This window comes from Pseudonocardia sp. SID8383 (genome assembly GCF_009864975.1).
GTDB lineage: Bacteria > Actinomycetota > Actinomycetes > Mycobacteriales > Pseudonocardiaceae > Pseudonocardia > Pseudonocardia alni.
In genome coordinates this window covers 1-11,503 of record NZ_WWFY01000139.1, presented here as the reverse complement: position 1 = coordinate 11,503, position 11,503 = coordinate 1, and the positions used below count along the sequence as shown (strand labels likewise).

12 protein-coding genes are annotated in these 11,503 nt (G+C 73.8%); 5 read left to right on the top strand and 7 right to left on the bottom strand.

Going from position 1 to position 11,503, the window contains the following annotated elements:
* Positions 1 to 468, bottom strand: a 468-nt coding sequence (locus GTW08_RS03455; protein ID WP_161151403.1) for a PhzF family phenazine biosynthesis isomerase, incomplete at its 3' end; no start/stop codon positions are given.
* A gap of 66 nt (positions 469 to 534) precedes the next feature.
* Here GTW08_RS03455 and GTW08_RS03450 point away from each other — a divergent pair.
* Positions 535 to 1,851, top strand: coding sequence for a magnesium transporter MgtE N-terminal domain-containing protein (locus GTW08_RS03450; protein WP_073577756.1), 1,317 nt, complete (start codon positions 535 to 537; stop codon positions 1,849 to 1,851).
* Positions 1,844 to 2,383 carry a DUF1003 domain-containing protein gene (locus GTW08_RS03445; protein ID WP_073577755.1) on the top strand — a complete coding sequence of 180 codons (540 nt, stop codon included), beginning with the start codon at positions 1,844 to 1,846 and terminating at the stop codon, positions 2,381 to 2,383. Before GTW08_RS03450 ends, GTW08_RS03445 begins: the two co-directional genes overlap by 8 nt.
* 4 nt (positions 2,384 to 2,387) lie before the next feature.
* On the opposite strand, the gene GTW08_RS03440 is transcribed toward GTW08_RS03445, so the two are convergent.
* Positions 2,388 to 2,879, bottom strand: coding sequence for a MarR family winged helix-turn-helix transcriptional regulator (locus GTW08_RS03440; protein ID WP_073577754.1), 492 nt, complete (start codon positions 2,877 to 2,879; stop codon positions 2,388 to 2,390).
* 133 nt (positions 2,880 to 3,012) lie between these two features.
* Here GTW08_RS03440 and GTW08_RS03435 point away from each other — a divergent pair, with 133 nt between their 5' ends.
* Positions 3,013 to 4,161 (top strand): Mrp/NBP35 family ATP-binding protein, encoded by a 1,149-nt coding sequence (locus GTW08_RS03435; protein ID WP_062400483.1) that lies wholly within the window; start codon positions 3,013 to 3,015, stop codon positions 4,159 to 4,161.
* 74 nt (positions 4,162 to 4,235) lie between these two features.
* Here the strand turns inward: GTW08_RS03435 and GTW08_RS03430 are convergent, their stop codons facing one another.
* The 5 genes from GTW08_RS03430 to GTW08_RS03410 all read right to left on the bottom strand — a co-directional run bounded on the left by GTW08_RS03430 (position 4,236) and on the right by GTW08_RS03410 (position 8,839).
* Entirely contained in the window at positions 4,236 to 5,492 is a 1,257-nt protein-coding gene (locus tag GTW08_RS03430) for an aspartate aminotransferase family protein (protein ID WP_073577753.1), read from the bottom strand.
* A 406-nt stretch (positions 5,493 to 5,898) separates the two neighbouring features.
* The gene (locus GTW08_RS03425; RefSeq protein ID WP_161151402.1) at positions 5,899 to 6,828 is read right to left on the bottom strand and encodes an AEC family transporter; all 930 of its coding nucleotides are present in this window, start codon (positions 6,826 to 6,828) and stop codon (positions 5,899 to 5,901) included.
* A 63-nt stretch (positions 6,829 to 6,891) separates the two neighbouring features.
* Positions 6,892 to 7,569: a GntR family transcriptional regulator gene (locus GTW08_RS03420; RefSeq protein WP_174525546.1), complete on the bottom strand. Its 678-nt coding sequence runs from the start codon at positions 7,567 to 7,569 to the stop codon at positions 6,892 to 6,894.
* A gap of 3 nt (positions 7,570 to 7,572) precedes the next feature.
* Positions 7,573 to 8,301, bottom strand: coding sequence for a maleate cis-trans isomerase (locus GTW08_RS03415; protein ID WP_073577751.1), 729 nt, complete (start codon positions 8,299 to 8,301; stop codon positions 7,573 to 7,575).
* 40 nt (positions 8,302 to 8,341) lie between these two features.
* Positions 8,342 to 8,839, bottom strand: a complete 498-nt coding sequence (locus GTW08_RS03410; protein ID WP_161151401.1) for a DUF3830 family protein — start codon at positions 8,837 to 8,839, stop codon at positions 8,342 to 8,344.
* 96 nt (positions 8,840 to 8,935) lie between these two features.
* Here GTW08_RS03410 and GTW08_RS03405 point away from each other — a divergent pair, with 96 nt between their 5' ends.
* Both GTW08_RS03405 and GTW08_RS03400 read left to right on the top strand, forming a co-directional pair.
* Positions 8,936 to 9,922 (top strand): D-2-hydroxyacid dehydrogenase, encoded by a 987-nt coding sequence (locus GTW08_RS03405; RefSeq protein ID WP_161151400.1) that lies wholly within the window; start codon positions 8,936 to 8,938, stop codon positions 9,920 to 9,922.
* A 5-nt stretch (positions 9,923 to 9,927) separates the two neighbouring features.
* Positions 9,928 to 11,331 (top strand): amidase, encoded by a 1,404-nt coding sequence (locus GTW08_RS03400; RefSeq protein WP_202416337.1) that lies wholly within the window; start codon positions 9,928 to 9,930, stop codon positions 11,329 to 11,331.
* The last annotated feature ends 172 nt before the right edge of the window (positions 11,332 to 11,503 follow it).

The window sequence follows — 11,503 nt, the reverse complement described above, 5'->3', positions numbered from 1 at the left end:
GTCGGGGCCGAGGCCGAGCGCGGCGGCGAGGCGGACGGCGTTCAGCTCGGTGCCGACCGACGGGGCGCCGCCCCACACCCGGGCGCCGGTGTCGTCGACCCGCACGGGCAGCAGCCCGGCCCCGCACTCCTGCACGCGGTCGCCCTCGCCGATGACGCCGTCGCGGGCCAGCACCCAGGCCGTGCCGACGCTGGGGTGCCCGGCGAAGGGCAGCTCGGCGAGCGGGGTGAAGATCCGCACCCGGTAGTCGGCGCCGCTCTCGCCGTCGCCGGTCGGGGCCAGCGGGAACGTCGTCTCCGACAGGTTGAACTCCCGCGCGATCGCCTGCATCCGGGCCGTGGACAGCGCCTCGGCGCCGTGCACGACGGCCAGCGGGTTACCGGCGTACGGACGGTCGGTGAACACGTCGACGATGTCGTAGCGGAGGGGTTCGGGGCCCTGGCCGGGATCGTGCTGCGGCTCGTTCACGGCGGGCGAGCCTAGTCACACGTCCGGGGCGGTCGCGGTACCGCCGGGGGTTCTAGTCTCGGCGCCATGGCCTCGGTACGGGTGTTCGTCGCGCGGATGGCCGGCCTGGCCGTCTACGGCCCGGACGGTGAGCGGATCGGCAAGGTCCGCGACGTCGTGGTGTCACTGCGCGTGGACAGTCATCCACCGCGGGTGCTGGGCCTGGTCGTGGACCTGTCCGCACGCCGCAGCATCTTCGTGCCGATGCTGCGGGTCGCCGACATCGCGCCGACCGCGGTGACGCTGGCCAGCGGCTCGGTGAACCTGCGCTCGTTCGACCAGCGCCCCAACGAGACCCTCGTGCTCGGGCAGCTACTGAACTCCCCCGCGACGGTGCGCGAGGCCGGGACCGAGGGCTCGGTCGTCGACGTCGCGGTCGAGCCGAGCCGGACCCGGGACTGGGTGATCACCAAGGTGGCGCTGCGGTTCCGGCGGACGCGGCTGGCGCGCAGGCCGCGGGTCGAGGTGTACGGCTGGGAGGCCGTGTCCGGGCTCGACGTCGCCGCCGCGCAGGGCGCGGACCGGCTGCTCGCGGTGTTCGACTCGATGCGCCCGGCCGACGTCGCCGCGGCGCTGTCGCGGCTGCCCGACGACCGGCAGCGCCACGTCGTCGACGCCCTGGACGACGAGCGGCTCGCCGACGTGTTCGAGGAGCTGTCCGAGTCCGATCAGCGCGAGCTGCTCGGCTACCTCGACGACGACCGTGCCGCCGATGTGCTGGAGGCGATGAGCCCGGACGACGCGGCGGACCTGCTCGGCGAGCTCGACGACGACGAGGCGGGCCGGCTGCTGGAACTCATGGAGCCCGACGAGTCCGAGCCCGTGCGCCGCCTGCTGCGCTACGAGTGGGACACCGCGGGCGGCCTGATGACCCCGGAGCCGATCACGCTGGGGCCGGACGTGACCGTCGCCGAGGCACTCGCCCGGGTGCGCAACCCGGAGGTGCCCCCGGCGCTGGCGTCGATGGTGTTCGTCGTCCGCCCGCCGACCGCGACCCCGACCGGGCGCTACCTGGGCTGTGTGCACGCCCAGCAGCTGCTGCGGGCGGCACCGTTCGAGCTGGTCGCGGGCATGGTCGACGCCGACCTGCCGCAGCTGGGGCCCGAGGCCGGGCTCGGCGAGGTGACCCGCTACTTCGCCAGCTACAACCTGGTGGCGGGCCCGGTCGTCGACGCCGAGCACCACCTGCTGGGCGCGGTCACCGTCGACGACGTGCTGGACCACCTGCTGCCGCAGGGCTGGCGCGACCGCGACCTCGCCCCGGGCGAGGTGCACGGCGGCGCGGTGCGGGCCGCGAACGGCGCCGGCGACCGTACGCACGACGGGGAGGTGCACGGTGCCTGAGTCCGGGATCGGACGGCGGCTGGACCAGCCGCGCGTCGGGCGTCGGCGGTTCGAGGTGGACCCGGACGGCTTCGCCCGCTTCTCCGAGCGGATCGCCCGGTTCCTCGGGACGGGCCGCTTCCTCGCGATCCAGTCGGTGATCGTCGTCGTGTGGATCGCGCTGAACCTGGTCGCCTGGTCGATCCAGTGGGACCCGTACCCGTTCATCCTGCTCAACCTGGCGTTCTCCACCCAGGCCGCGTACGCCGCACCGCTGATCCTGCTGGCCCAGAACCGGCAGGACGACCGGGACCGGATCGCGCTGGACGAGGACCGGCGGCGCGCCGAGCGGACGAAGGCCGACACCGAGTTCCTCGCCCGGGAGCTGGCGGCGCTGCGCCTGGCCGTCGGGGAGACCGCGAGCCGGGACTACCTGCGCGGCGAGCTGGAGAAGCTGGGTGACCGGCTCGACGACGCCGTGGCCCGCAGCCGCGGCGAGGAGCTCCCGGTCGAGCCGGGTGCCCGGAAGAAGATGCGTAAGAAGGAACGCTGATCGCTCAGGAGCGGTCGGGGACCAGGCGGCGCATGATGCGCTCGAGCGCCGCGAGGTCGTCGGCGTCGAGCCGCTCCACGAAGTGCGCGCGGACCCCGCGCAGATGGGTGAGCGCGGCGGTGCGCAGGCGGTCGTAGCCGGTGTCGGTGAGCCGGGCGGTGACCCCGCGGCCGTCGTCGGCGACCTTGGCCCGGGCGACGAGCCCGACCCGTTCCAGCCGGTCGACGAGCCGGGTGACCCCGGAGCGGGAGAGCAGCACGGCGTCGGCCAGCTCGGTCATCCGCAGCCGGTGGTCGGGCGCCTCGGACAGCTGGACCAGCACGTCGTAGGCGGCCAGGGACAGCTGCTGCTCGCCCTCCAGCTCGGTCTCGAGCTGTTTGGTGATGCCCGCGTGCGCGCGCAGGAAGCTGCGCCACGACGCGAGCTCGGCCGGGGTCGGGACCACGCGGCGGCGCGCCGGGTGCTCGCGCGTCGGGGCGCCGCTCGTGTCGTCCATCGCAGGGATGCTAGAGACACCCGCACCACCTCGTCAGCGCGGACGTGCCGCGCGACACCGCCGGTGACCCGGAGACCTCGGAACCACCCACGTAGCATGGGGTGACGCGAGAGGAAAGAGGTCGTAGGAGCCCATGTCCGTCACCGGCAGCACCAGCACCGTCGTCGAGGCCGTGCGCGCAGCCCTCGGCACCGTCGAGGACCCGGAGATCCACAAGCCGATCACCGAGCTGGGGATGGTCAAGAGCGTCGACGTCTCCGCCGACGGCCTCGCCCACGTCGGGGTCTACCTGACCGTCGCGGGCTGCCCGATGCGCGAGACGATCACCTCTCGCGTCACCGAGGCGGTCTCGAAGGTCCCCGGCGTCGAGCGGGTCGAGGTCGAGCTCGACGTGATGAGCGACGAGCAGCGCACCGAGCTGCGCCGTTCGCTGCGCGGCGACGCCGACGAGCCCGTCATCCCCTTCGCCCAGCCCGGCTCGCTGACCCGCGTGTTCTGTGTGGCGTCCGGCAAGGGCGGCGTCGGCAAGTCCTCGGTCACCGTCAACCTGGCCGCGGCCATGGCCCGGCGCGGGATGAAGGTCGGCGTGGTCGACGCCGACATCTACGGCCACTCGGTCCCGCGCATGATCGGTGCCGCGGACCGGCCCACCAAGATCGAGAACATGATCATGCCGCCGCAGTCGCACGGCGTGAAGGTCATCTCGATCGGCATGTTCACCGACGGCAACACCCCGGTCGTCTGGCGTGGCCCGATGCTGCACCGCGCGCTGCAGCAGTTCCTCGCCGACGTGTTCTGGGGCGACCTGGACGTGCTGCTGCTCGACCTGCCCCCGGGTACCGGCGACGTCGCCATCTCCACCGCCCAGCTCGTGCCGAACGCCGAGCTGCTGGTCGTGACCACCCCGCAGCAGGCCGCCGCCGAGGTCGCCGAGCGGGCCGGGTCGATCTCCACCCAGACCCGCCAGCGCCTGGCCGGGGTCGTGGAGAACATGTCCTGGATGGAGATGCCCGACGGCTCGCGCAACGAGATCTTCGGCTCCGGTGGCGGGCAGATCGTCGCGGACTCGCTGAGCCGCACGGTCGGCACCACGGTGCCGCTGCTGGGCCAGATCCCGCTCGACGTCGCGCTGCGCGAGGGCGGCGACGCCGGCACCCCGATCGTGCTCGGCAAGCCCGAGTCGGCCGCGGCGCAGGCCCTCGACGCCATCGCGGAGAAGCTGACCGTGAAGGCCCGCGGTCTGGCCGGGATGAGCCTGAACATCTCTCCCGTCGGGCGCTGACCCGCACCTCCGACGACGAGGCCCCGCACACCGGCAGGTGTGCGGGGCCTCGTCCGTTCCCCCGGGGGCGGGTCTCAGGACAGCGCGTCGTTCAGCGCCTTGGTCCAGAGCGCCAGGCCCTCGTCGACCTGCTCGGCGGTCACGACGAGCGCCGGGATCATCCGGACGACGTTGCCGTAGACACCGCAGGTCAGCAGGAGCAGGCCCTGCGCGGCGGCCGCGGCGTGCACCTTGGCTGCGGTGGCGCCGTCGGGCTTGCCGTCGGCGTCGACGAACTCGATGCCGACCATCAGCCCCCGTCCGCGGACGTCGCCGATGGCGGCGATGCCCTGCGCGGCGTCCCGGACGCCGGCCAGGAGCTTCTCGCCCTGCACGCGGGCGTTCTCGACGAGGCCCTCGCCCTGTACGACCTCGAGCGTGGCGAGCGCGGCGGCACAGGCGACGGCGTTGCCGCCGTAGGTGCCGCCCTGCGAGCCGGGCCACGCCTTCTCCATGAGGGCCCTCGGCGCGGCGATGGCCGAGAGCGGGAAGCCGGACGCGAGCCCCTTGGCGGTGACGATGATGTCCGGGGTGAGGCCCTCGGCGTGCTGGTGGCCCCAGAACTTCCCGGTGCGGCCGTAGCCGGTCTGGACCTCGTCGGCGATCAGCAGGATGCCGTGCCGGTCGGCGCGCTCGCGCAGGCCGTGCAGGAACGCGGGCGGGGTCGGGACGTAGCCGCCCTCGCCCAGCACCGGCTCGACGATGAACGCGGCGACGTCGGACGCCGGCGCGGTGCTCGCCAGCTGCCGGTCGAGCTCGGACAGGGCGAACGCGACGGCCTGCTCCTCGGACCAGCCGTAGCGGTAGGCGTAGGGGAAGGGCGCGAACGCGACCCCGCCCATCATCGGGGCGATCCCGGCCCGGATCTTCGCCCCGGAGGTGGTGAGCGCCGCGGCACCCATGGTGCGGCCGTGGAAGCCGCCGTCGAACGCGATGATCAGCTGCCGGCCGGTGGCCTGGCGGGCCAGCCGCACCGACGCCTCGACGGCCTCGGAGCCGGAGTTGGTGAAGAACACCGAGTCGATGCCCTCGGGCAGCACGTCGCCCATCCGCTCGACCAGCGTCAGCAACGGCTGGTGCATCACGGTCGTGTACTGGCCGTGGATCAGCGTGGCCACCTGCTCCTGTGCGGCCGCGACGACCGTCGGGTGGCAGTGCCCGGTGGAGGTGACACCGATGCCGGCGGTGAAGTCGAGGTGGCGGCGCCCGTCGGTGTCGTACAGGTAGACGCCCTCACCGCGGGCGGCCTGGACCGGGGTGGCCTGCTTGAGCAGCGGGGACAGCTGTGCCATGGGTTCGCAGCTCCTGATGCGTCGAGGGTGGTGCGTCTCGGGTTGTCGAGTTGTCGACAATCCCAGGGAAGCACGGCCGGGTGGGTCCGGGCAAGGGTCGGTCGGGCCCGCCTTTGCTCTGCTCACAGATACGCAGCACGCGCCCGGAGTGCCCTGGCGCAGCGGCCCCGGACGGGCCCGCGTTGCCGGGCGGACAGCCCTCGGCGGCGTCGAGATGCAGCTCAGCGGGAGTTGTCGATCTCCACCGCCCGCTGGGCTGCATCTCGGCGCACGCGCGACGCGGGTGGCCGGCCCGCCGTGCGGCCGCCCAGCGCCCGCGCGGGGCCGTTGCTGCGTATCGGTGAGCAGAGCAAAGGGACGAGCGAAAAGCCCCCCATCCCGGACGTGGCGACGAGGAAGGTCCTGGTCAGGTCAGTAGCGCGGCGATCACCAGCAGCACCGGGACGGCGACGACGGTCGAGGCCAGTGCCACGTCGCGGGCCAGCGGGACGGCGCGGTCGTAGCGCACGGCGTAACCGAACACGTTCTGCGCGGTGGGCAGGGCGGCCAGTACCACCGCGGCGAGCAGCGCCGGGCCGGTCAGGCCGAGCACGCCCGCGGCGAAGGCCCAGGCGATCAGCGGGTGCAGCACGTTCTTGATCAGGACGGCGGTCCACACCGAGCCCGCGGTCTCCCCCGCCCCGGGGCGGCGGGCGCCGTGCAGGGAGATGCCGAACGCGAGCAGCATGGCGGGCACCGCGAGGTCGGCGAGCAGCTCGACCGGGGCGGTCACCGGCTCCGGCAGCACGACGCCCGTCGCGGAGACGGTCAGCCCGGCGGCGGTGGCGATCGCGATCGGGTTGCGCAGCGGGGCGAGGGCGACCCGGCCCCACCCGGGGCGTTCGCCGCGGCCGTCGCCGGGCAGGACGTCCATCAGGGTCGTGAACAGCGGGGTCAGGATCGCGAGCTGGAACAGCAGCACCGGGGCGACGGCGGCGGAGTCGCCGAGCACGTAGGCCGCAATCGGGATACCGAGATTGCCCGCGTTGACGTAGCCGGACGCCATCGACCCGACGACGACCTCGCCTGCCGGGCGGCGGCGCAGCAGCGCGACGGGCACGAACAGCAGGCAGGCCAGGGTGCTGGTCAGCGCGGTGACGACCAGCCCCGAGGACAGGACGGCGCCGACGTCCGAACGGCTGAGCGTGGTGAACAGCAGCGCGGGTGTCGCGACGAAGAAGGCGGTGCGGGCGAGGACCTTCGAGCCCTGGTCTCCGAGCAGGCCTCCGCGGCCGAGGACGTACCCGACGACCACGACGACGCCGATGACCAGGAAACCTTCGAGGACGCCCACCACGTGCCGACATGTTACGTATGCGAACTAGTCCCCGGGGTGTCCGGCGGTTCGGTTCACAGGCGTTCAGGCCGCCCCGGGCATCGCGGCGAGGATGCGGGTGACGGCGTCGTCCATGTGGGCGGCCAGCCGGTCCAGCAGCAGCTCGGTGCGGCCGTCGCGCAGGGCATCGCGCAGCCGTTCGTGCTCGGCGAGCAGCGCCCGGGCGGGCGGGGCGGTCTGCTGGAACGCGGCGAGACACATCCGGGTCTCGACGAGCAGACCCTCGGTCATCCGGCGCAGCCGCGGGCTCCCCGACGCGGCGACGAGCGCGGCGTGGAAGTCGTGGTCGGCGTCGGCGAGGGCCACGGCGTCGCCCGCCTCGGCCGCGGCGGCCATCACCCCGAGCGGGATCTCCAGCGCGACGACGGCCGCCGCGCGGTCACCCTCCAGCACCTTGAGCGCCGCGGCCCGCTCCACCGCGGTGCGGGCCAGGTAGACGTCACGGACGTCGTCGGGACCGAGCTCGCGCACGAACAGGCCGCGGTGGCGTTCGCTGCGCAGCAACCCCTCGGCGACGAGGCGCTGCATCGCCTCGCGCAGCGGGCCGCGGCTCACCCCCAGCCGGTTCGCGAGGTCCACCTCGCCGAGCTGGGTGCCCGGCGCGAACGTGCCGCGCATGATCGCCGCACGGATCCGGTCGGCGACGATCTCCGCGGTGGAGCGCCGGCTCACCGGCTCGAGCTCCGAGACGTCCAGGCCCACGAGTCACCCTCTCCGGAACAGTGTCCCCAGGCCGGGACGGTCGACGTCGGCCCCGGCCACACGCAGGCCCTGCCAGATGCTCACCTGGTTCGCTGTCAGCACCGGCCTGCCCACGCGTGCGTCCAGCGCGTCGAGCACATCCACGGTGTGCAGCGCGGTGTCGGGCAGCAGCACCGCGTCGGCGCCGGGCGCGTCCGAGGCCACCGCGGCGGCGAACTCCAGCACGGTCTCCGGCGGCAACGTCCCGACCTCGGCGGCGGTGATGATGTCGCGGGCGGACAGCGTGTGCACGGAGATGTCGTGGTGGGTCAGGAAGTGCACGAAGGCGCCGGCGACGTCCGGCGGATAGGTCGCCCCGACCGCCACCGAGCGGATCCCGAGCCGCCGGCAGGCGTCGACGAAGGCGAACGACGTGCTCGACGTCGGCACCCCCGACACCCGTTCCAGCGCCGCGACCTGCCGGGCGGCGCCCTCGGGACCGAAGATGAACGACCCCGAGGTGCAGGCCCAGACGATCGCGTCCAGCGGGCCCGCCTCCGCGGCGACCCGGCGCGCGCCGTCGGCGAGGACCTCGTCGCCGCCGATGGCGAGCAGCGCGTCCTCGCGGTGGGCGTCCTCGGGCATCTCGGTGTGGACGAGGGCGAGCCGACTGCCGTCGGTCAGCAGCTTCTCGGCGCGCGGGTAGTCGTCCTCGGCGGAGAAGCCCGGGTAGAGGAATCCGACCGTGCTCATGTTGTCGACAATCCTACAGAGACCGGGGTCATCGCAAGGGTCACGACGCCCGCGAGTAGACCAGCCGCTCCCCCACACTGCCCGCGCGCCACACGTCGTGGCAGGCGGTCGCCATCCCCTCGAGCCCGTCGACGATGGTGGCGAACACGTTGCCCGGCACCCAGCCGACATCCCCGTTGAGCAGCAGGTTGTTGCGCCCGTAGAAGATCGCGAGGTCGATCCCGCCCTCGGCGGCGTCGATGCCCTGGTCGTCCTTGAACGCGCTGTCGAGCATCCCGCCGTGGAAGTCGAAGTAACAGACGTCGCCCGGGATGGGCGTGACCGTCGGGTTCTCCTGCCCGATCCGCGGGCCGAACCGCGGGACGATCGTGTAGACCTCGTTGCGGGCGTACTTGGCGTGCTGCGCGTCGCCACCCTGCGGGCCGTCGGCCAGCGCCTCCCAGACCGCCGCGGCGGTGCGCGGCGCCTCGGCCTCCAGCAGCCTCGCGGTGCACGCGACGCCACGCTTCGCGAGCTCGATCCTGATCAGCTTCGTCATCCGATCCCCCTGTCCGATACGCGGATTGTTGACAATCGTAGGTGCGCTTCCTAGCGTGTCAACGCCGCCCGACCTCCCTACCGACAGGATCTCCCGTTGCCGGTTTCCGCTGGTCAGGACCCCATCACCGTCGCCGTGCTGCACGGCGGGGAGGCCCCGCCCGGGCTCGAGCGGCACGCCGGTGACGCACGTCTCCGCTTCGCCGCCGACGCCGGCGAGCTCGCCGCCGTACTGCCCGGCAGCGACGTGCTGCTCACCTGGGACTTCACCTCCGACGCCGTCAAGGACGTCTGGGAGGCCACCGACACCGCGGCGCTGCGCTGGGTGCACACCGCCAGCGCCGGCGTCGACCGGGTCGCGTTCCCCGCCCTGCTCGCCTCGGGTGCGACGCTGACGAACTCGCGCGGGGTGTTCGACCGCCCGATCGCCGAGTTCGTGCTCGGCGCGGTGATCGCGTTCGCCAAGGACACCGCCCGCTCGCTCGCGCTGCAGCGGGAGCGGACCTGGCGCCACCGCGAGACCGAGACCGTCGCCGGGAAGGTCGCGACGGTCGTCGGGAGCGGGCCGATCGGACGCGCCGTCGCCGACCTGCTGGGCGCGGTCGGGATGCGGGTGCGACTGGTCGGCCGGCGCGCCGCGGACGGCGTGCACGCCTTCGACGAGCTGCCCGGCCTGCTGCCCGACACCGACCACCTGGTGCTCGCCGCCCCGCTGACCGAGGCGACCCGCGGGATGCTGCACGCCGGGACGATCGCCCTGCTGCCCGAGCGGGCGCGGGTCGTCAACGTCGGCCGGGGCGCGCTCGTCGTGCAGGACGACCTGACCGACGCGCTCGCGACCGGGCGGCTCGCCGGCGCCGCCCTGGACGTGTTCGAGGCCGAGCCGCTGCCCGCGACCTCGCCGCTGTGGGCGATGGAGCACGTGCTCCTCTCCCCGCACATGTCCGGTGACGTCGTCGGATGGAAGGACATGCTCGTCGAGCTGTTCGCCGACAACCTCGCGCGCTTCCGGGACGGCCGGGAGCTGCGCAACGTGGTGGACCCCGAACGCGGGTACGTGAGCTCATCCGCAGGAAAGGTGTGACTGCTGTGACGACTGCAGACCTCAGCGCGACCGAGCTGCTGGCGGGCTACCGCAGCGGCGAGATCTCGCCGGTGCAGGCCACCCGCGACGCGCTGGACCGGATCGAGGCGCACGACGGCGCGGTGAACGCATTCTGCCTGGTCGACGCCGACTCGGCGCTGTCGCAGGCGAAGGACTCCGAGGCGCGCTGGCAGGCCGGGGAGCCGGTCGGGCCGCTGGACGGCGTCCCCACCTCGATCAAGGACATGCTCCTGACGATCGGCTGGCCGACCCGCCGCGGCTCGACGACGACGTCCCCGGACGGCCCGTTCGAGGTCGACGGTCCGCCGGTCGCCCGGGTCCGCGCCGCCGGGGCGGTGCTGATCGGGAAGAACACCACCCCCGAGCTGGCCTGGAAGGGCGTGACCGACTCGCCCCTGACGGGGGTCACCACCAACCCGTGGGACCCGACGAGGACGGCCGGCGGCTCGTCCGGCGGATCCGCATCCGCGGTGGGGCTGGGCATGGGCCCCCTGTCGCTGGGCACCGACGCAGGCGGCTCGGTCCGCATCCCGGCCGCGTTCACCGGCACCGTCGCGCACAAGCCGACCTACGGCCGGATCGCCCACTACCCCGGTTCGGCGTTCGGGACGCTCGCCCACGTCGGCCCGATGACCCGCACCGTCGCCGACGCCGCGCTGCTGCACGACGTCGTCGCGCAGCCCGACACCCGCGACCCGTGGGTGTTCGACGTGCCCCGCGAGTCCGCCGTCGAGCGGCTCGCCGGGGGCGCGCAGGGCCTGCGCATCGCGTTCTCCCCCACCCTGGGGTTCGTCGACGTCGACCCGGAGGTGGCGGCGCTGGTCGCCGAGGCGGCCGCGGTGTTCGCCCGTGAGCTCGGCGCGACCGTCGAGAATGCCGACCCCGGTTTCGCCGACCCGATCGAGCCGTTCCACACGCTCTGGTTCGCCGCGGCCGCGAAGTCCCTGGAGCCGGTCGGCGCCGAGGCCAGGAAGGCCATGGATCCGGCGCTGGTGGAGATCGCCGAGCAGGGCGCCGGGGTCTCGGCGCTGGACTACCTGGGCGCGATGGCCGTGCGCAACGAGCTGGGGACGCTGATGGGCGCCTTCCACTCCGAGTACGACCTGCTGCTCACCCCGACACTGCCGATCACCGCGTTCGAGGGCGGCCGGGAGGTCCCCGAGGGCTGGCACGACCCACGCTGGACGTCGTGGACGCCGTTCACGTACCCGTTCAACATGACCCAGCAGCCCGCGACGTCGGTGCCGTGCGGCTTCACCTCCGCCGGCCTGCCGGTGGGGCTGCAGGTCGTCGGGCCGCGGCACGCCGACGCCACGGTGCTGGCCGCCGCGCACGCCTACCAGCAGGCGACGACGCACCACCTGCGCAGGCCCCCGCTGCTGGGCTGACCCCGTCCCGCACGACGCCGGCGCCGCACCCCGGGATCGGGTACGGCGCCGGGGGCGTCGGAACGGGTGGGCTCAGGTGGCGTCCCAGTCGACCGGGGGCTTCTCGCCCGAGGTGAGCGGGGGCTGCGGCTCTCGGACGGGCGGCGGGGTGCTCGCGGCGGCCGCGCCCCCG

Excerpts from the sequence above, each read along its gene's own strand:
- GTW08_RS03415 (WP_073577751.1), bottom strand. The coding sequence starts at position 8,301 with ATGAGCACGGTCGGATTCCTCTACCCGGGCTTCTCCGCCGAGGACGAC.
- GTW08_RS03440 (WP_073577754.1), bottom strand. The coding sequence starts at position 2,879 with ATGGACGACACGAGCGGCGCCCCGACGCGCGAGCACCCGGCGCGCCGC.
- GTW08_RS03450 (WP_073577756.1), top strand. The coding sequence starts at position 535 with ATGGCCTCGGTACGGGTGTTCGTCGCGCGGATGGCCGGCCTGGCCGTC.
- GTW08_RS03410 (WP_161151401.1), bottom strand. The coding sequence starts at position 8,839 with ATGACGAAGCTGATCAGGATCGAGCTCGCGAAGCGTGGCGTCGCGTGC.
- GTW08_RS03430 (WP_073577753.1), bottom strand. The coding sequence starts at position 5,492 with ATGGCACAGCTGTCCCCGCTGCTCAAGCAGGCCACCCCGGTCCAGGCC.
- GTW08_RS03435 (WP_062400483.1), top strand. The coding sequence starts at position 3,013 with ATGTCCGTCACCGGCAGCACCAGCACCGTCGTCGAGGCCGTGCGCGCA.